Origin of the sequence: Streptomyces sp. NPDC059679 (assembly GCF_042734105.1) — a bacterium.
GTDB lineage: Bacteria > Actinomycetota > Actinomycetes > Streptomycetales > Streptomycetaceae > Streptomyces.
This window is the reverse complement of the sequence record NZ_JBHWES010000016.1, coordinates 91520-110456: the sequence shown is the minus strand read 5'-3', so window position 1 is coordinate 110456 and position 18937 is coordinate 91520. Positions and strand designations below refer to the sequence as shown.

General features: G+C 71.2%; 17 protein-coding genes and 1 riboswitch. Of the genes, 7 read left to right on the top strand and 10 right to left on the bottom strand.

Annotated features, from left to right (window positions below; all coding sequences use genetic code 11):
* Nucleotides 1-104: 104 nt before the first annotated feature.
* The 4 genes from groL to thrC all read right to left on the bottom strand — a co-directional run bounded on the left by groL (nucleotide 105) and on the right by thrC (nucleotide 4425).
* Entirely contained in the window at nucleotides 105-1730 is a 1626-nt protein-coding gene (gene groL, locus ACFV2X_RS19465) for a chaperonin GroEL (RefSeq protein ID WP_385617779.1), read from the bottom strand.
* Between the two features lie 339 nt (nucleotides 1731-2069).
* Nucleotides 2070-2276 (bottom strand): cold-shock protein, encoded by a 207-nt coding sequence (locus ACFV2X_RS19460; RefSeq protein ID WP_009716982.1) that lies wholly within the window; start codon nucleotides 2274-2276, stop codon nucleotides 2070-2072.
* A gap of 446 nt (nucleotides 2277-2722) precedes the next feature.
* Nucleotides 2723-3001 carry a MoaD/ThiS family protein gene (locus tag ACFV2X_RS19455; protein WP_014177536.1) on the bottom strand — a complete coding sequence of 93 codons (279 nt, stop codon included), beginning with the start codon at nucleotides 2999-3001 and terminating at the stop codon, nucleotides 2723-2725.
* Between the two features lie 101 nt (nucleotides 3002-3102).
* On the bottom strand, nucleotides 3103-4425 hold the full coding sequence (gene thrC, locus ACFV2X_RS19450; RefSeq protein WP_385617776.1) for a threonine synthase: 1323 nt from the start codon (nucleotides 4423-4425) through the stop codon (nucleotides 3103-3105).
* 17 nt (nucleotides 4426-4442) lie between these two features.
* A riboswitch (SAM riboswitch) is annotated at nucleotides 4443-4587 on the bottom strand.
* Nucleotides 4588-4755: 168 nt separating this feature from the next.
* On the opposite strand from thrC, the gene ACFV2X_RS19445 reads away from it, so the two are divergent.
* Together ACFV2X_RS19445 and ACFV2X_RS19440 are read left to right on the top strand one after the other, a co-directional pair.
* Entirely contained in the window at nucleotides 4756-5703 is a 948-nt protein-coding gene (locus ACFV2X_RS19445; protein ID WP_385617907.1) for a glucosyl-3-phosphoglycerate synthase, read from the top strand.
* A gap of 74 nt (nucleotides 5704-5777) precedes the next feature.
* Nucleotides 5778-7238, top strand: coding sequence for a trehalose-6-phosphate synthase (locus tag ACFV2X_RS19440; RefSeq protein WP_385617774.1), 1461 nt, complete (start codon nucleotides 5778-5780; stop codon nucleotides 7236-7238).
* Nucleotides 7239-7318: 80 nt separating this feature from the next.
* Here ACFV2X_RS19440 and otsB read toward each other — a convergent pair whose 3' ends face one another.
* From otsB to ACFV2X_RS19425, 3 genes are all read right to left on the bottom strand, one after another.
* Entirely contained in the window at nucleotides 7319-8173 is an 855-nt protein-coding gene (gene otsB / locus ACFV2X_RS19435; RefSeq protein ID WP_385617772.1) for a trehalose-phosphatase, read from the bottom strand.
* A gap of 139 nt (nucleotides 8174-8312) precedes the next feature.
* Complete coding sequence (locus tag ACFV2X_RS19430) at nucleotides 8313-8531, bottom strand: DUF3263 domain-containing protein (protein ID WP_043490648.1); 219 nt, start codon at nucleotides 8529-8531, stop codon at nucleotides 8313-8315.
* Nucleotides 8532-8674: 143 nt separating this feature from the next.
* Entirely contained in the window at nucleotides 8675-9955 is a 1281-nt protein-coding gene (locus ACFV2X_RS19425) for an extracellular solute-binding protein (RefSeq protein WP_385617770.1), read from the bottom strand.
* 211 nt (nucleotides 9956-10166) lie between these two features.
* Between ACFV2X_RS19425 and ACFV2X_RS19420 the strand changes: the two genes are divergently transcribed.
* The 3 genes from ACFV2X_RS19420 to ACFV2X_RS19410 all read left to right on the top strand — a co-directional run bounded on the left by ACFV2X_RS19420 (nucleotide 10167) and on the right by ACFV2X_RS19410 (nucleotide 13392).
* The gene (locus tag ACFV2X_RS19420; RefSeq protein ID WP_385617768.1) at nucleotides 10167-11105 is read left to right on the top strand and encodes an ROK family protein; all 939 of its coding nucleotides are present in this window, start codon (nucleotides 10167-10169) and stop codon (nucleotides 11103-11105) included.
* A complete protein-coding gene (gene nagA, locus ACFV2X_RS19415; protein WP_385617766.1) occupies nucleotides 11105-12343 on the top strand; it encodes an N-acetylglucosamine-6-phosphate deacetylase in 1239 nt (412 codons plus the stop codon). Before ACFV2X_RS19420 ends, nagA begins: the two co-directional genes overlap by 1 nt.
* A gap of 119 nt (nucleotides 12344-12462) precedes the next feature.
* Complete coding sequence (locus ACFV2X_RS19410) at nucleotides 12463-13392, top strand: 1-phosphofructokinase family hexose kinase (RefSeq protein ID WP_385617764.1); 930 nt, start codon at nucleotides 12463-12465, stop codon at nucleotides 13390-13392.
* 52 nt (nucleotides 13393-13444) lie between these two features.
* Here the strand turns inward: ACFV2X_RS19410 and ACFV2X_RS19405 are convergent, their stop codons facing one another.
* Entirely contained in the window at nucleotides 13445-14449 is a 1005-nt protein-coding gene (locus tag ACFV2X_RS19405) for a CBM35 domain-containing protein (RefSeq protein ID WP_385617762.1), read from the bottom strand.
* 199 nt (nucleotides 14450-14648) lie between these two features.
* The gene (gene cdgB / locus ACFV2X_RS19400) at nucleotides 14649-16358 is read right to left on the bottom strand and encodes a diguanylate cyclase CdgB (RefSeq protein ID WP_385617760.1); all 1710 of its coding nucleotides are present in this window, start codon (nucleotides 16356-16358) and stop codon (nucleotides 14649-14651) included.
* 417 nt (nucleotides 16359-16775) lie between these two features.
* Here cdgB and ACFV2X_RS19395 point away from each other — a divergent pair, with 417 nt between their 5' ends.
* Both ACFV2X_RS19395 and ACFV2X_RS19390 read left to right on the top strand, forming a co-directional pair.
* Nucleotides 16776-17276 carry a flavin reductase family protein gene (locus ACFV2X_RS19395; protein WP_385617757.1) on the top strand — a complete coding sequence of 167 codons (501 nt, stop codon included), beginning with the start codon at nucleotides 16776-16778 and terminating at the stop codon, nucleotides 17274-17276.
* A 46-nt stretch (nucleotides 17277-17322) separates the two neighbouring features.
* A complete protein-coding gene (locus ACFV2X_RS19390; protein ID WP_385617755.1) occupies nucleotides 17323-17679 on the top strand; it encodes an arsenate reductase family protein in 357 nt (118 codons plus the stop codon).
* Here ACFV2X_RS19390 and ACFV2X_RS19385 read toward each other — a convergent pair.
* Nucleotides 17676-18866, bottom strand: a complete 1191-nt coding sequence (locus ACFV2X_RS19385; RefSeq protein WP_385617753.1) for a serine hydrolase domain-containing protein — start codon at nucleotides 18864-18866, stop codon at nucleotides 17676-17678. The two genes, ACFV2X_RS19390 and ACFV2X_RS19385, sit on opposite strands and share 4 nt — an antisense overlap.
* Nucleotides 18867-18937 lie beyond the last annotated feature (71 nt).

Below are 18937 nucleotides of genomic sequence, written 5' to 3'. Positions count from 1 at the left end.
AAGCTGCATACAGCAAACGCCGTCGGGGCGGCACCCTGGAAGAGGGTGCCGCCCCGACGTACCCGATGTTCCGGGCGGACAGCCAATCGACGTGAAGTCGCCGATCAGAAGTCCATGTCACCGCCCGGCATGCCGCCCGGAGCGCCCGCCGCGGCGGCCTTCTCCGGCTTGTCGGCGATGACGGCCTCGGTGGTCAGGAACAGCGCGGCGATCGACGCGGCGTTCTGCAGCGCGGAGCGCGTGACCTTGGCCGGGTCGATGATGCCCTCGGCGATCAGGTCGACGTACTCGCCGGTCGCGGCGTTCAGGCCGTGGCCCGGGGTCAGGTTGCGCACCTTCTCCACCACGACGCCGCCCTCGAGGCCGGCGTTGACCGCGATCTGCTTCAGCGGGGCCTCGAGCGCCAGGCGCACGGCCTGGGCGCCGGTGGCCTCGTCGCCGTCCAGCTCCAGCTTGTCGAAGACCGAGACGGTCTGCAGCAGGGCCACGCCACCACCGGCGACGATGCCCTCCTCGACGGCGGCCTTGGCGTTGCGCACCGCGTCCTCGATGCGGTGCTTGCGCTCCTTGAGCTCGACCTCGGTGGCGGCACCGGCCTTGATGACGGCCACGCCGCCGGCCAGCTTCGCCAGGCGCTCCTGGAGCTTCTCGCGGTCGTAGTCCGAGTCCGAGGACTCGATCTCGGCGCGGATCTGGTTGACGCGGCCCTGCACCTGATCGGTGTCGCCGGCGCCGTCCACGATGGTGGTCTCGTCCTTGGTGACGGTCACCTTGCGGGCGCGGCCGAGCAGGTCGACGCCCGCGTTCTCCAGCTTGAGGCCGACCTCCTCGGAGATGACGGTGCCACCGGTGAGGATGGCGATGTCGCCGAGCATGGCCTTGCGGCGGTCACCGAAGCCCGGGGCCTTGACGGCGACGGACTTGAAGGTGCCACGGATCTTGTTGACGACCAGGGTCGCCAGGGCCTCGCCCTCGATGTCCTCGGCGATGATCAGCAGCGGCTTGCCCGACTGCATGACCTTCTCCAGCAGCGGGAGGAGGTCCTTCACACTGCTGATCTTCGAGTTGACGATCAGGATGTACGGGTCGTCGAGCGACGCCTCCATACGCTCCATGTCGGTGGCGAAGTACGGGGAGATGTAACCCTTGTCGAAGCGCATGCCCTCGGTGAGCTCGAGCTCGAGCCCGAAGGTCTGCGACTCCTCGACGGTGATGACGCCTTCCTTGCCGACCTTGTCCATCGCCTCGGCGATGAGCTCGCCGATCTGGGTGTCGGCGGCGGAGATGGAGGCGGTGGAGGCGATCTGCTCCTTGGTCTCCACGTCCTTGGCCTGCTCGAGCAGCTGGGCGGAGACGGCCTCGACGGCCTTCTCGATGCCGCGCTTGAGGGCCATCGGGTTGGCGCCCGCGGCAACGTTCCGCAGGCCCTCCTTGACCAGCGCCTGGGCGAGGACGGTCGCGGTCGTCGTGCCGTCACCGGCGACGTCGTCCGTCTTCTTCGCGACCTCCTTGACCAGCTCGGCGCCGATCTTCTCGTACGCGTCCTCGAGCTCGATCTCCTTGGCGATGGACACACCATCGTTGGTGATCGTGGGGGCGCCCCACTTCTTCTCGAGGACGACGTTGCGACCCTTGGGGCCGAGGGTGACCTTGACGGCGTCGGCGAGCTGGTTCATCCCGCGCTCGAGGCCGCGCCGCGCCTCCTCGTCGAACGCGATGATCTTGGCCATGTGAAGTGGTCCTCCCAAGACGGGGTGGATTGCTCCGGACCGCGCCTGGCGCCCGCGACGGACGGTCTGTCTGCCGTGCGGTTCCTTGCCCCGCACGGTCCGACGGACCTCACCGACCCGATCCTTCTGTCACTCTCATGCTCAGAGTGCTAACGCCAATGATTAGCACTCGACCCCTTAGAGTGCAAGCGCCCAAAGGGCTACCAGGAAGAACTTGCTGGTCACAGTGGTGGGATGAGCCGGTCATGGTGATCGTCTGCGGACACGTCAAAGGGCCCGCTACCCCTGCGGGTACGGGCCCTCTGAACAGTCCAGTCAGCTGCCTCGCGTCGGCGCGCTTCAGCCAACAGCCACGCGGACCATGTCCGCCTGCGGCCCCTTCTGACCCTGCGAGATCTCGAACTCGACCCGCTGGCCTTCCTCGAGGGTGCGGTAGCCGTCCATCTGGATCGCGCTGTAGTGGACGAACACGTCCGCACCACCGTCGACCGCGATGAAGCCGTACCCCTTCTCCGCGTTGAACCACTTGACGGTGCCCTGAGCCATTCCTAACTCCCCTATTGCTGGCCCTTGCGCAGGACCGCACTCCGCGGACCCGGGTCAGACCTCACCCCCCGAGTCGAGGGGGGTGTGCGCCGGAACGCGTCGACCGCCGCTGAATGTATCTGTCCAACTGCCCTGTGCAACAGGTCAATCGGACGAGAATTCTGGCGACGGTCGAACGGTAATAAGTGGCAAATTCCCGTGAATCCGGGGCAAGCCGGGTCGGACATAAGGGATTAACCCGGCAATTCACGCGCACACTTCACGCACAAGTTGACGAGTTCTCATATGCGGCCGACGCGGCGCCGACACTAGGGGGATCCCTTCAACTGTATCGCGATTCAAGACACGGAATCGCCCCGTCCGTTTCTATCAGGACGGGGCGATTCCGTTTAACCCGGGGTCATGTATTCCGTTTAAGCCGCGGTCAGGGCGGGGTCAGGACCGGCTCAGCAGCCGCCCGCGACCGCCGGAATGATCGAGACTCCGGCGCCGTCCGGGGTCGCCGTCTCCAGGCCCTCCGCGAAGCGCACATCGTCGTCATTGACGTAGACATTCACGAAACGGCGCAGCTTGCCGGTGTCGTCCAGAACGCGGGCCGCGATGCCCTGGTGGTTGCGGTCCAGGTCCGTCAGAACCTCGGCAAGGGTCGTCCCCTCGGCGCTGACCTCGGCCTGCCCGCCGGTGTAGGTGCGGAGGATGGTGGGGATCCGGACATTGACGCTCATGCGGGTTTCACCTTCTGTGGGAAGTGCTGCGGGAAGCGAGGGCGAATTCGAGGGGCGAATTCAAGCCAGCTGGTAAGAGCCGAGCTATGCGCCGAGCCGATTCAGCCCAGACCAGCCTCGCGGAACGCGTCGAGACTCGGGCGGATCACCGCCGTGGGCCCAGTCGTCGGGGCGACCGCGTCAAGCGTTTTGAGGCCGTCTCCGGTGTTGAGCACGACGGTGGTGAGGGTGGGGTCAAGCACCCCGTTCTCGAGCAGCTTCTTCGCCACGCCCAGGGTCACCCCGCCCGCGGTCTCCGCGAAGATCCCCTCCGTACGGGCCAGCAGCTTGATCGCGTCGACGACCTGCTCGTCGTTCACGTCCTCCACCGCCCCGCCCGTGCGGCGCGCGATGTCCAGCACATACGGCCCGTCCGCCGGGTTGCCGATGGCCAGCGACTTGGCGATGGTGTTCGGCTTCTGCGGCCGCACCACGTCATGGCCGGCCTTGAAGGCGGTGGAGACCGGGGAGCAGCCCTCGGCCTGGGCTCCGAAGATCTTGTACGGCTTGTCCTCGACGAGGCCGAGCGCGATGAGCTCCTTCAGCCCCTTGTCGATCTTTGTGAGCTGCGAGCCGGACGCGATCGGGATGACCAGTTGGTCCGGCAGCCGCCAGCCGAGCTGTTCGCAGATCTCGTACGCGAGGGTCTTGGACCCCTCCGCGTAGTACGGGCGGAGGTTCACGTTGACGAAGCCCCAGCCCTCGCCCGCCGGGTCGCCGATCAGCTCGCTGCAGAAGCGGTTGACGTCGTCGTACGTGCCCTCGATGGCGACCAGGTCGCCGCCGTAGATGGCGGCCATGACGACCTTGCCCTGCTCCAGGTCGTGCGGGATGAAGGTGCAGGAGCGCAGGCCCGCCCGGGCGGCCGCGGCGCCGACCGCGCCCGCGAGGTTTCCGGTGGAGGAGCAGGAGAGGGTGGTGAAGCCGAAGGCGCGGGCGGCCTCGACGGCCTGGGCGACCACGCGGTCCTTGAAGGAGTGCGTCGGGTTCCCGGAGTCGTCCTTGATGTGCAGTTCGCCGGTCACCCCCAGCTCGCGGGCCAGGTTGTCGGCCTTCACCAGCTTGGTGAAGCCGGGGTTGATGTTGGGCTTGTCGGCCACGTCCGCCGGGACGGGCAGCAGCGGGGCGTAGCGCCAGATGTTGTTCGGCCCGGCCTCAATCCGCTTGCGCAGCCCCTCGGGGTCGCCGGTCGGCAGGTCGTACGCGACTTCGAGCGGTCCGAAACACTCCGCACAGGCGAAAATGGGGCCGAGGGGGAAACGCTCCCCGCACTCGCGACAGGACAGGGCGACGGCGGGCCCGAGCGAGACGGAGGAACCAGCGGAACCGGCAGAACCAGCGGAATCAGCGGATCCGGTAGAGCTTTCGACAGCTTGCACAGCCATGGAGGCGAGGCCCTTTCTCCTCATCTTCCTCACGGCGCATCTCGCCGCGAGCCGGAATTGGCACCTTCCCTAGCCGGGCCCCGCTTCGCATGACGAATCAGGACTGGCTGGAGGGTTGCCGGGGCTTCAACGGGCCGTTCCCTCTGCCCCTCTGGATGAGCGGTATGACGCCGGCCGAGCCGGCGTGTTTATCGCACGGGACCCCCGACATACAGCGGTCACGTGCGCTGTTCAAGACTGTAACCGAAGGCCCTGATGGTTGAGATAGTCGTCCGAAGCGCGAGATGGATCACAGCTGACGCGCGCGATCCACAACAGGGAGGCATGGCCGTGCTGGAAGATGTCGAGCGCTGGCTGAAGGAGCGGTCCTGGTCCGCCGACGACCGTCCGCTGACGCGCCTGCTCGCCGCCAAGCGCGCCACGGGCCGGACCGTGAGCGTCGTCCTGCCCGCCCTCAACGAGGAGGCGACGGTCGGCGAGATCGCCGCGGCCATCCGCCGCGACCTGATGGGCGAGGCCGCGCCGCTGGTCGACGAGCTGGTGGTGGTGGACTCCGGGTCCACCGACCGCACCGCCGAGGTCGCCGCGGCGGCCGGGGCGAGGGTCGTGCACCGGGACTCCCTGCTGCCCGAGCTGCCGACGCTGCCCGGCAAGGGCGAGGTGCTGTGGCGCTCGCTGCTGGCGACCAGCGGCGACATCATCTGCTTCATAGACGCCGACCTGCGCGAATTCGACGCCCGCTTCGTCTCCGGGATCGTCGGCCCGCTGCTGACCGACCCGGACGTACAGCTGGTCAAGGGGATGTACGACCGGCCGCTCGGTGGCGCCGCAGGCCAGGGCGGACGGGTCACCGAGCTGGTCGCCCGGCCGCTGCTGAATCTGCACTGGCCGCAACTGGCCGGGTTCGTACAGCCGCTCGGCGGTGAGTACGCGGCGCGCCGCTCGCTGCTGGAACGGCTGCCGTTCCCCGTCGGATACGGGGTGGAGCTGGCCATTCTCATCGACTCGCTGCACACGGTCGGGCTCGACGCGCTCGCCCAGGTGGACCTCGGCGTGCGCAAACACCGCCACCAGGACCCGCAGGCGCTCGGCCGGATGGCGGCCACGATCTACCGCACGGCCCAGCTGCGGCTGGCCCGCGGGCATCTGGTGCGGCCGCGGCTGACCCAGTTCGACCGGGGCGAGGCCGGTTTTGTGGCGCGGACCAGCGATGTGGACACGGAGGAGCGGCCGCCGATGATCGAGATCCCGGAGTATGTGGAGCGGCGGGCGGCGTGACACCCGCCTGCCCCGACCGGGGCAAGAAACCGCACGCACGTTTGCGCGACGCATGAGGTGGCTAGGTACGCGACATGGCCTCTGAGCACAGTGCTGCACAGGTCCTCGTCGCGTCCAACCGCGGCCCGGTCTCCTACACCCTGCGGGAGGACGGTTCGCTCGACGCCAAGCGCGGCGGCGGCGGGCTGGTCTCCGGTCTCAGTGCCATAGGGCCGGACGCCGGGGCCGTATGGGTCTGCGCGGCGCTGGGCGACGGCGACCGCGAGGCGGCCGGGCGGGCCGGGACCGGGCATCTGGACGCGGGCGACACCGGCGGGCAGCTGGTGCGGATGCTCGACATCGCGCCGGAGGTCTTCGACGCCGCGTACAACGGCATCGCGAACTCGGTGCTGTGGTTCGTCCACCACCTGCTCTACCAGACGCCGCTCGAACCCGTCTTCGGCGCGGAGTTCCGCGCCCAGTGGGACGCCTACGAGGCGTACAACGCGGCCTTCGCGGACGCCCTCGCCCAGGAGGCCGCCGACGGCGCGGCCGTGCTGATCCAGGACTACCACCTGGCGCTGGTGCCAGGGCTGCTCCGCGAGCGGCGGCCCGACCTGCGGATCGGCCACTTCTCGCACACCCCCTGGGCGCCCCCGGACTACTACCGGCTGCTGCCGGACGATGTGGCGGCGGGCGTGCTGCGCGGCATCCTCGGCGGTGACCGCGCCGCGTTCCTCACCGAGCGCTGGGCCCTGGCCTTCGCCGACTGCGCCGCGGCCGTGCTCGGCGCGGAGGTGGTGCGGGACGGCGCGCGGCTGTCCGTGCGCCTCGACGGGCGCGAGACCCGGCTGGGCGTGCACGGCCTCGGCGCGGACGCGGACTTCCTGCTCCAGCGGTCGCGGGCCGCGGACGTCGACGAGCGGCTGACGGCGCTGCGCGCGCAGATCGGCCCCGGGCGCAGAACCGTCGTCCGGGTGGACCGCACCGAGCTGTCCAAGAACATCGTCCGCGGGCTGCTGGCCTACCGGCGGCTGCTGGAGACCCGCCCCGAGTGGCGGGAGCGCGTGGTGCACATCGCCTTCGCCTACCCCTCCCGCCAGGACCTGGCCGTCTACCGCGACTACACCGAGCAGGTGCGGCTGGTCGCCGCCGGGATCAACGCCGAGTACGGCACGGAGGGCTGGCAGCCGGTCGCCCTCCATGTGAAGGACGACTTCGCGCGGTCCCTGGCCGCCTACCGGCTGGCCGACGTGGCCCTGGTCAACCCGATCCGGGACGGGATGAACCTGGTCGCCAAGGAGGTGCCGGTGGTCTCCGAGCGCGGCTGCGCGCTGGTGCTGTCGCGGGAGGCCGGGGCGTACGCGGAGCTGGGCGAGGCCGCGCTGGTAGTCAACCCGTACGACATCGAGGCGACGGCGCGGGCGCTGCACGAGGCGCTGTCGATGGGGGACGGCGAGCGGGCGGAGCGTACGAAGCGGCTGGTGGCCGCGGCGACGGCGCTGCCGCCCGCGCAGTGGTTCCTCGCGCAGCTGCGGGAGCTGACGGAGACCTGACGCCGGGGGTTCGGTGAGGGCCGCGGGTCTGCCACCCGCGGCCCGGAAAGGTCTGACGCCCGCGGCTCACGCACGGCTCCTCAGTGCCCGATCGCCCGGGCCAGGGCCGTCAGCAGGTCCACGACCCCCGCGGGGCCGTCGACCACCAGGTCGGCGCGCCGGGCCAGCTCGGTGACCTCGGTGCTGCCACTGCACACCAGCACCCCGGGCACCCCCTGCGACCTGAGCCGTTCCACCGCCGCGAACGCGGCCAGGTCCCCCAGGTCGTCGCCCGCGTACAGCACCGCCGTGGCCCCGGTCTCCCGTACGTACTCGGTGAGGGCGACGCCCTTGTCCATGCCCGGCGGGCGCAGTTCGAGCACCAGGCGGCCGGGCTCGACGATCAGCCCGTGCCGCTCGGCGAGGTGGCGCAGCGGTTCGCGCAGCGCCTCGAAGGCGCCCTGCGGGTCGGCGGCGCGGCGGGTGTGGACGGCGACGGCGCGCCCCTTCTCCTCCACGGTGGCGCCCACGGTGGCGCCGCCCGCGCCGCCGACCGCGGCGAGTACGTCCGGGAGTTCGGCCTGGGCCGCCGCGACGCCCGGGTGCGGGGGCGGGGCGGTGATCTCGCGGTCGGCGGCGTCCCAGCGCTCGGCGCCGTAGTGGCCGAGGACCACCAGGTGGTCGAGGCCGTCGGTCTCGGCGAAGCCGCCGTACGCCACGGCGAGGGCGGCCGGACGGCCGGTGATCACCGCGACGGAGCGCAGCCCCGGGGCGAGCCGGGAGAGCGCCGGCGCGGCGCCGGGGTGGGCGCGCGCCTGGTCGGGGTCGGGGACGATATCGGCGAGGGTGCCGTCGAAGTCGAAGGCGGCGATGGCCTCTCCGGGCCGCTCGAGGATCGCCGCGAGGCCGTCACGGCCGGCCGCGGTCGTGGGTACGGGAAGAGGGTGGCTGCCCATGCGGCCGACCCTATCGCCGCGGAGGTGGGGAGGTGGGGCGGCCCGCGTCAGTGGCCGGTTCCGGGTCGGCGGCCGGTGCCCGACGCCGACATCCGGCGCCGCCCCTGACAGCTGCGGCGGGACAGCCAGGCGCTGCGCGTCACCGGCGTTCGCGCCGCGCCGCGCGCACGCGGCGCAGCCGGTTGACGGTCACCGGGTCGTGGGCGAGGGCGCGGGGGTCGTCCAGGAGGGCGTTGAGGAGCTGGTAGTAGCGGGTCGGCGAGATACCGAGCTGTTCGCGTATCGCGCGCTCCTTGGCACCGGGCCCCGGCCAGCCGCGCCGCTCCACGGCGAGCACGGCCCGGTCCCGCTCGGACAGCCCGGCCGCCTCGCCTGGCGCGACCGGCTCGCCCGGCGCCCCGGCCGCGTCACCGGGACCGGCCGCGCGTTCCTCCGCATGCCCGTCCCGGGCCCGGCCTTGCTGATCGTGCTCGCCTTGCTGACCTTGCTCGCCTTGCATCGTCAGCCCGCCGTGGTCTCCAGCGCGTCGGCCTGGCGCTGGATCTCGCTGAGCACGCCCGCCGGGTCGCCGCCCTTGGAGACGACCGAACCGAGCTTCTTCTTCAGGTCGGACTGGACCGTCGCCCAGGACGTCTTGTCCACCGGGTAGAACTGCGCCGTCCCCAGCTCGTCGAGGAACTTCCACAGCCGCTTGTACTTGCGGTCCCCGCGCATCGCGGCGGATGCCTTGGTGGTCACCGGCAGCAGGTCGTACTGGCTGGTGAAGTCGAGCACGTTCTGCTCGCTGTAGAGGAAGTCCAGGAACAGCCCGGCCTGCCGGCGGTTGCCGTTCTGCTTGAAGGCCATGACCCAGTCGGCGACGCCCATGGTGGCTCTGGACTTCCCGTCGCGGCCGGGCAGCGGCGCGGTGCCGTACTTGATGCCGTGGCCGTCCGCCTGCTGCATCAGGGTCGGGTGGCCGTTGAGCATGCCGACCTCGCCACGCGTGAACGCGTCGAAGATGTCCTGGCGGTTGGTGCGGCCCGGGGCGTCGGGGCCGGTCAGGCCCTTGCCGACCAGCTCGTCGCGCAACCACTCCATGGTCTTGATGTTCTCGGTCGAGTCGATGGTGTAGCTGCCGTTGGCGTCGGCGTAGCCGCCACCGCCGCCGAGCATCCACATCAGGGCCTCGCCCTGCGACTCCTCGGGGCCGAGCGGCAGCCCGTAGGGGATCTTCACGCCGATCGCCTTGAGCTTGACGGCGGCGTCCTTGAGCTCGGCCCAGGTCTCCGGCACCGAGGTGACGCCGGCCTCGTCGAACAGCTTCTGGTTGTAGAAGAACAGCCGGGCGCTGGAGACGAAGGGCAGTCCGTACTGCACCCGCTTGACCTCGCCCGCCCGCGCGATCGACTCGATGAACCCGGCCTGGGTGGGGATGGAGAGCATCTGGTCGGCGCGGTAGAGCTTGCCCGCGGCGGCGAAGTCGGCGTACGCGCCGATCTGCGCGATGTCCGGGGCCTCGCCGCGCTTGACCATGTCGGCGAGCTTCTTGTCGATCTCGGTCCAGCTGAGGATCGTGACGTCGACCTTGATGTTCTCGTGCTCGACCTCGAACGCCCTGGCCAGCTTGTCCCAGTACTTCTGGGAGCTGTTGGCCGAGCTGTCGCCGTAGTCGGCCGCCACCACTTTCAGGGTGACCTCGCCCGAGCCCGGGCTTTCGTTTCCACACGCCGTCAGCGCGGGCGCTATCGCCGCCGTCGCGGCCCCCGCCGCCGTCAGACCCAAGAACCGCCGACGCTGCACTGCTCTTCCCCACCCTCGTGGCTTGACTGTCCTCCTGGTTGGTCCCAGAAGGGTCGAGCGAGTCTGCCCCGCATACCTCCACAGGGTCTACACCATACGGATATCGCTTCGGTATCGAACTTCACCTTTACGCGAATAACCGGAGCCTAAGCGACCCTCCTGACGGCGAGTGGACTAGACCTCTCACGGTCGATCGCGCGAGACTGTCCCCGTGAAACACGTCATCGCCCTCGATGTGGGCGGCACCGGCATGAAGGCCGCCCTCGTGGGGGCGGACGGCGCGCTCCTCCATGAGGACAGGCGGCCCACCGGCCGCGAGCGCGGACCGGAAGCCGTCGTCGCCACGATCCTCGACTTCGCCGCCGAGCTGCGCGCCATCGGTGAGCAGCGCTACGGCACCCCCGCCGCCGCGGCCGGGGTCGGCGTGCCCGGGGTCCTCGACGAGGACCGCGGCATCGCCGTCTTCGCCGCCAACCTCGGCTGGCGCGATGTGCCGCTGCGCGCCCTGCTGGCCGAACGGCTCGCCGGGACGCCGGTCGCGCTGGCCCACGACGTACGCATGGGCGGGCTGGCCGAGGGACGGATAGGAGCCGGCGAAGGGGCCGACCGCTTCCTGTTCGTATCGGTGGGCACCGGCATCGCGGGGGCCATCGGCATCCACGGACGCGTCGACCCCGGGGCCAACGGCTCCTCGGGCGAGATCGGCCACATCGTCGTACGGCCGGGCGGCCCGGTGTGCGGCTGCGGGCAGTTCGGCTGCCTGGAGACGCTTGCCTCCGCCTCCGCGGTGGGCCGCGCCTGGGCGCGGGCGAGCGGCGGCGACGCCGCGAAGAACGACGCCGCGGACTGCGCCAGGGCCGTCGCGTCCGGCGATCCGCGGGCGGTGGCGGTGTGGCAGGAGGCCGTGGGCGCGCTCGCCGACGGCCTGGTCACCGGGGTCACCCTGCTGGACCCCGGGGTGCTGATCGTCGGCGGGGGTCTGGCCGAGGCCGGGGAGACCCTGTTCGCGCCGCTGCGCACGGCGGTCGAGGAGCGGATCACGTTCCAGAAGCTGCCCACTATCGTCCCGGCGGCCCTCGGGGACACCGCCGGATGCCTGGGCGCGGGCCTGCTCGCCTGGGATCTACTCTCCACGGAGGTAAGCGCCTGATGGTCGGACGAACGGCTCCAACGGCTCGAACGGTTCTCGCGGGCGCCCGGGTGGTGCTGCCGACCGGCGTGGTCGAGGACGGGCGGGTGACGGTCGAAGGCCGGCACATCGTCGAGGCGGGCGCGGGCGGAACGGCGACCGGCAGCGGGACGACCGGCAGGACGGCGACCGGCGGCGCGCGGCTGGACAACAGCGCCGAGACCGCGCTCGATCTGACCGGCCACTGGATCGTCCCCGGCTTCGTCGATATGCATGTGCACGGCGGCGGAGGCGCGTCCTTCTCGGCCGGCACCCCCGAGGAAGCCCTCACCGTCGCCCATACGCACCGCCGCCGCGGCACCACCACCCTGCTCGCCTCCACCGTCACCGGCGACCTCGACGACCTCTCCCGGCAGGCCGCGGCCCTCTCCGAACTGGTCGAACAGGGCGAGCTGGCCGGTGTCCACTTCGAGGGCCCCTTCATCTCCCCGCACCGCTGCGGCGCCCACCAGCCGTCGCTGCTGCGCCACCCGGACCCGGCGGATGTGCGCAAGCTCGTCGACGCCGCGCGCGGCACCGCGAAGATGATGACGCTCGCGCCCGAACTGCCCGGCGGCCTGGACTCCGTGCGGCTGCTGGCCGACAGCGGCGTCATCGCGGCCGTCGGCCACACCGACGCGGCGTACGAGGCGGCGCTCGAGGCCGTCGAGGCGGGCGCGACGGTGGCGACGCACCTGTTCAACGCGATGCCGCCGCTGCTGCACCGCGAGCCGGGGCCGGTGGCCGCCCTGCTGGAGGACGAGCGGGTCACCATCGAGCTGATCAACGACGGCACCCATCTGCACCCCGCCGCGCTGCGCCTCGCCTTCCGCCGCGCGGGGGCCGACCGGGTCGCCTTCATCACGGACGCGATGGGCGCGGCCGGTATGAGCGACGGGGTCTATCCGCTGGGCCCGATGGAGGTCGAGGTCACCGACGGGGTCGCGCGGATCAGCAGCGGCCCGACGGCCGGTTCGATCGCGGGCTCGACCCTGACCCTCGACCGCGCCTTCGCCCGGGCCGTGACCCTCGACGGGCTGAGCGTGCCCGAGGCCGTACGCGCGCTGTCCGCCACCCCCGCGAGGGTCCTGGGCCTCGACGACCGGGTGGGCTCGCTGGAGGCCGGCAAGGACGCCGATCTGGTCGTGCTGGGCGAGGACTTCGGGCTGGTGGGCGTGATGCGCCGGGGCGAGTGGGTGATCGATCCCGAAGTGGGCTGATTCGACACCTCGGTTGGGCGGGCCGGCCCCGGTGGGGGTCTGGGCCCGCCGCCGCCGTTTTGGCATGATCCTTCACAGCCGCACACACGCGGGAAGAACTGTGAAGAAGGGATGCCAGGGTGATCCTGACGGTCACGCTCAACACCGCCCTGGACATCACCTACCAGGTACCGCGCCTGTGCGCCCACACCACCCACCGCGTCACCGAGGTCACCGAGCGGCCCGGCGGCAAGGGCCTCAACGTCGCCCGGGTGCTGGCCGCCCTCGGCCACCGCACCGTCGTCACGGGCTTCGCCGGGGGCGTGACCGGGACGGTCCTGCGGGAACGGCTCGCCGAACTCGGCGGCGGGGTGATGGACGCCCTGGTGCCGATCGCCGGTACGACCCGGCGCACCGTCGGCGTCGTCGACGCCGGCTCGGGCGACTCCACCCAGCTCAACGAGCCCGGCCCGATCGTCACCACGCCCGAGTGGTCCGCGTTCCTCAGCTCGTACGCCGAGCTGCTGCGCGAGGCGTCCGCGGTCGCGCTGTGCGGCAGCCTGCCGCCCGGCGTCCCCGTGGGGACGTACGCGCGGCTCATCCGGGAGGCGAGCGCGGCGGGCGTGCCCACGCTGCTGGACACCAGCGGCGAACCGCTGCGCCGCGGCATCGCCGCCCGCCCCGACATCGTCAAGCCCAACGCCGATGAACTCGCCGGGCTCACCGGCTCCACCGAGCCGCTGCGCGCCGCGCGCGACGCCCGGCGGCGCGGGGCGCGCGCGGTGGCGGCCTCGCTCGGCGCGGACGGCATGCTCGCGGTCACCCCCGAGGGCACCTGGCGGGCCGCCCCGCCGCGCCGCCTGGTGGGCAATCCGACGGGGGCGGGCGACTCCGCGGTGGCCGGGCTGCTGTCCGGCTTGGTCGAGGGCGTCCCGTGGCCGGATCGGCTGGCGCGCGCGGTGGCCCTGTCGGCGGCAGCCGTACGGGCCCCGGTGGCGGGCGAGTTCGACCGCGCCACCTACGAGGAGCTGCTGGGCCGGGTCGAGGTCACCGAGGGCCCGGCAGCCTGAGCGGCCACCGGGCCCCGCGTCGTACGGCGGCGCCGTCAGCCACGCTCGGCCATCAGCCGTTCTTACCGGTGAGCCACAGCTGGTCGAGGATGACGTCGCACTTGTCGCCCGCCTCACAGGACACCTTGACGGTGTTGGCACCCTCCTTGAGGTTGACGAGGGACCAGGTCTTCGTCCAGCTCTTCTCCCAGTCGCCCTTCTCCACCCCAGGGACGAAGGCCTCCATATTCATCGGCCGGGTCGACCGCTCCCCGTTGACGGTGAGCGAGAGCGACTGGTTCTCGGCGGGCACGCTGTACCGCGCGTACACCCGGTACTGGCCCGCCTTGGCGACGTCCACGTTCCAGGTCACGGATGCGCCGACGGCGTTCAGCCCGCCGACGTACTTACCGCCCTCGGCCTTGGCGCCGGGAATGTCCGTCGCGGGGGCCGCGGTGCCCTCCAGGCGCAGGCCCCACGCGTCCTCGCTGGGCAGCTCGGACGGATCCTTGGAGGCCCCGGCGGTCTTGCTGGGCTCGGCACTCGCGGTCGACGTGGGCGAGTTGGTCGGGTCGGCCTTGTCGTCCTTGTTGCCGTCGTTCGTGATCATCGCGACGCCGATGCCGACCACGACCACGGCGACGACGGCGAGCGCGCCGATGAGCAGCCCCTTGCTGTTGGGACCACGGCCGCCGGTACCGCGCGAGGGGGCCGCCCGGCGGGAGCCGCCCCCACCGGGCAGGTTCTCGGGGGCGGCGTAGTGGGCGTTCTGCTGCCCGTAGCCCTGCTGCTGCCCCTGGCCGCCGTACGTCTGCTGGTTCGGGATCGGCTGGGTCTGCTGCGGGTATTGCTGCTGCTGCCCGTAGCTGCGCTCGCCGACCGCGCGGACGTGGTTGTACGAGGTGCGGGGGACCCCTGGCTGGCGCGGACCGGCCGGGCCCGGGTAGCCGTAGCCACCGGCCGCGGGGGCGGAGCCCGGCTGTCCCGCCTGGCCGTCCTGTCCACCGTCCGAGCGGTACAGATAGGCGAACGGGTCGTCATTCTCCGGCGTGTCCGAGCCGTTGTTGCCGGCCGTCATCCCTCTCGTCACTCCCCTGTGCATATGGCCAACGGCGCTCAGGTGCGGAGGCGCCATGACAGCTCATATCAGGGCCGGGACGGCCGCAACAGGGCATGCACTGTCCGGATGGCCAATATTCATGATCGATTCACCCTCGGCGGCAGTACCGCATTCGGAGCAGCCTACCGTGCCGAGGGCGGCGCCATTCCGCGAACGCTCATCCGGCGCGGCGGCGGTCCTTGGCACGCGACCGCTTCTCGATATACATCCGCTGGTCAGCCGATTGCAGCACTTCCTCGGCCGTCATCCCGCAACTGGCCCAGCCGATGCCGAAGCTGCCCCCGACCCGGACGGCCCGGCCGTCGACCCGGATCGGCGGGGTGATCGCGTTGCGCAGCCGGACGGCCAGGTCCTTGGCGTCGGCCCGGCCGAGGCCGTCCGCGAGGACCACGAACTCGTCGCCGCCGAGCCGGGCCACGGTGTCCCCCTCCCGCACCCCGGCGGCCAGCCGCCGGGCGACCTCGATGAGGACGGCGTCGCCCGCGTGGTGGCCGAACCGGTCGTTGATGGACTTGAAGCCGTCCAGATCGCAGAAGAGAACGGCCAGCCCCTTGTGGCCGTCGTCGATGTCGTGGTCCTCCCGCGGCGCGATGGCGTGCACATGGGGCTCGTACGGGATGGAGCCGCCCGGCCGGTCGAACGCGCCCGGCCCGCCGAAGACCCCCGGCTCGTCGAAGACGCCCGGACCCTCGAACTCGTCGTAGCCCCGGGAGAGCCCGCCCGCCCCGGCGGCGTCCGCCCCGAACCCGGGCTCCCCGCGCCCGGACTCCCCGGAGCGCCGCGGGTTGTCGCACAGCCTGCTGCCGAGGCGGGCGCGCAGCTCGGCGCTGTTGGGCAGGCCGGTCAGCGAGTCATGGCTGGCACGGTGGGCCAACTGCAGCTCGTTCTGTTTGCGCTCCTCGATGTCCTCGACGTGGGTGAGCAGAAAGCGCGGGCCGTCGGCCGCGTCGGCGACCACGGAGTTGCGCAGGCTCACCCAGACATAGCTGCCGTCCCGGCGGGCCAGCCGCAGCTCGGAGCGGCCGCCCTCGGCGGAGGTGCGCAGCAGGGTGCCGATGTCCTCGCGGTGCACGAGGTCGGAGAAGGAGGAGCGGCGCAGGGCGGAGGCCGGGCGGCCCAGCAGCCGGCACAGCGCGTCATTGGCGCGCAGCAGCCGCCCGTGCTGATCGCCGCCCATCTCGGCGATGGCCATGCCGCTCGGCGCGTACTCGAAGGCCTGCCGGAAGCTCTCCTCGCTGGCGCGCAGGGCCTGCTGTTCGCGCTCCAGGCGCAGCAGCGCGCGCTGCATATTGGCGCGCAGACGGGCGTTGCCGATCGCGGTCGCGGCATGAAAGGCGTACATCTGCAGGGCCTCGCGCCCCCATGCGCCGGGGCGGCGGCCGTTCCTCGGCCGGTCGACGGATATGACGCCGATCAGCTCGCCGCCCGAGCCGCCCGCCGAGTACATCGGGGCGAACAGGCGGTCCATGGGATGCCACCCGTCGGGAAAGCTGGGCGCGGGCCCCGGGGTGTGCCACTGCGGCACGTCGTCGTCATCGAGCACCCACCCCTCGCTGTACGGGACGAAGTGCAGTGAGCCCCAGCGGTCACCCATGGACAGCCTGCGGTCCCAGGCGTCACGCGAGCCGACCCGCCCCGCCATCAGGGCCTCGGCCCCGGGGTCGCCCCCGACGGCCGCGACGACCAGATCGCCGTCCGGGCGGACCAGATTGACGGCCGAGAATTCGTAGCCGAGCCCGGCGATCACCCCGTCGGCGACGGTCTGCACGGTGTCGGCGAAGCTGCGGGCGGTGTTCAGATCGGCGACCACCTGGTGCAACAGCCGCAGGGTCGCAAGGCGGATGTACGGCTCCGACTCGGTCTCCATCGCTCGCTACTCCCCCGAGACCTCGACAGCAACTCCTGGCTCGTTGTCGTCCTTCTACTCGTCCGACTCGTCGTCCGATTGCCATGGCCACTGAATCACAGCGAGCTGCCCACTCGGTACACAGGGTCAACAATTACTATCTGGTGTGACTGATGTCACAGAGTGTATTCAAGCCTTGGAGACAGGCGTGGGAGCGCTCCTGATTTTTGTGAATGCAAATCCAAAAACGCCGTTCAGCCACTCATCCGAAGGCCGCGCACTGCCGCCCCCGGCGTACGGCGAATACGGCCCGCGACCTAGGACCGGCCTGGTCCCGGGGCCCGATGCGGAGCCCGCCCGGCCCGCGTTAGCGTTCATTACGTGCCGCACCCATCGAGTTCCGCCGCCGCGCAGCCCGTCATCCCCCATGCTGGTGGGGTGAGTGAGGACGAGTTCCGCGCCGCCCTGTCCCGACTCTCCGCGGGCGTGGTATTGGTGACCGCCCACGACCCGGACGAAGGGCCGCGCGGCGAGGACGTCGGTATGACGGCCACCTCGTTTATGTCGGTGTCACTTGACCCGCCGCTCGTGATGGTGAGCGTTCGCAACGGCTCGCGGATGGACGACCTACTGGCCCGACAGCCCCTCTGGGCGGTATCGGTCCTGTCGGAAAGCCAGCGCCATATAGCCGGGCGATTCGCCATGAAGGGCCGCATCAGCGACAGGCTGCTGTTCGAGGACATCCCCTACGGACGCGGCGAAATCACGGGCGCACCCCTCGTCGGCGGAGCCCTCGCGGTCGTCGAGAGCCGCACCGAACAGCGGGTGACGGCGGGCGACCACACGCTGGTGGTGGGCCGAGTGCTGTCGGCGGGCACCCCGAGCGCGGACGGCGGCCCGCTGATGTACTTCCGGAGCCGCTACCGCACGCTGGGGTGACGCCCCCGCTGGGGACAGCGCCTCCTGCTCGGATAGCGTCCGAGCCATGGAAATCTGGATCAACCCGGCCTGCTCCAAATGCCGCTCCGCACTGACCCTGCTGGACGCCGAGGGCGCCGAGTACACGGTGCGCCGCTATCTGGAAGCGCCGCCGACCGCCCAGGAGATCGAGGACGTACTGCACCGCCTCGGCCTGGAGCCCTGGGACATCACCCGCACCGGCGAATCCGTCGCGGCCGAACTGGGCCTGGCAAACTGGCCGCGCGAGGAGTCCGCCCGCGCCCGGTGGATCGAGGCGCTGGCCACCCATCCGATCCTGATCCAGCGGCCGATCATCACGGCGGACGACGGCACGACGGTGGTGGCCCGCACCCCGGACGCGGTCCGCTCCGTCCTCCCTTAACCCCTGTCCCCTGCGGCATCGCCGAAGGCGGCCTTGAGAACGGCCATGACGCGGGGGCGTTCCGAGGCGGCACCCGTGGGGTTGAGCGAGTAGACGACGCGGCGCGTCAGATCACGCGTGGCGAACATGCCCGTCGTCCAGCCGGGCTGCGATCCGGTCTTGCCCCACACGGTCACACCGTTGTCGAGCGTGACCCGCATCAGTCCGCCGATGCTGAAGCAGGCGGTTCCGTTGATGCAGTTCTTGTTGTCCGGCGCGCTGGACACGTCGGGGACGGTGAAGGCCAGCCGCTGCTCGGCCGGTGGCAGCAGCCTGCCGCGGAACAGGGCGGTCAGAAACCTGTCCAAGTCCGCGGCAGTGGAGATCATTCCCCCTTCGGCCCAGGCCCACGGGGACTGCTCGGTCACCTCGTCCCCGGCGAGACGCGGCCGGGCGTGAGGTACGGCGATGGAGGTGTCCGAGGCAGCGGGAAGGCTGGTGTCCCGCAGCCCAAGGGGCCGGATGACGCGCCGGCCGAGCTCCTCCGCGAAGGTGTGCCCGGTCACCTTCTCGACCAGCAGACCCACGACAAAGGTGTTGACGCCGTTGTACTGCTGGACGGAACCGGGCCGCGGCGCGGTCCCGCCGCCCTCCGCGTTCGCAAAGGCCGCGCGGACCACTTCCCGCGGCGAAACGCTCCTCAGCCACCAGCCGGGCCCGTCAGCGGGCCCCGGTATGCCCGCGGGGGCGGGCAGACCGCTGGTGTGGTCCAGCAACTGGCGCACGGTGACCTCTTGGTACGCGTCCGGTATCAGCTCGGGCAGATACCGCCGTACGGGGGCGTCGAGGACGATCCGGCGCTCGGCGACCAGTTGGAGCACCACCGTGCTGGTGAAAGCCTTCGTGACACTGCCGATTCGGAAATGGGCACCATGGGGCACCTCTCCCGCATAACCGGTCCACGGCCTCCCCGAACCGCCCTGCGCCACCCTGACCAGCGCACCGGAGACCACCGGATCGGGCAGGCCCGCCAGCAGCTCCCGCATCGCAGCGGGATCGAACGGCGAGAGCCGGGCGGCGGCAGCGGCCTGCGACGGCCGCGGAGAAGCCGCGGCCGTCGAAACGGGCAGGGCGAGGCCCGCCGTGACCGCGGCCAGGGCCATGCCGATGACTGTCGAACGACAGAAGACGGAGGGACGGCGACGCATCGATCTGCTCCCGGGGACAGCTGGAAATGAACTGTCAGCCATCCTTTCGGGTTCCCCGTGCGCCCCCATCA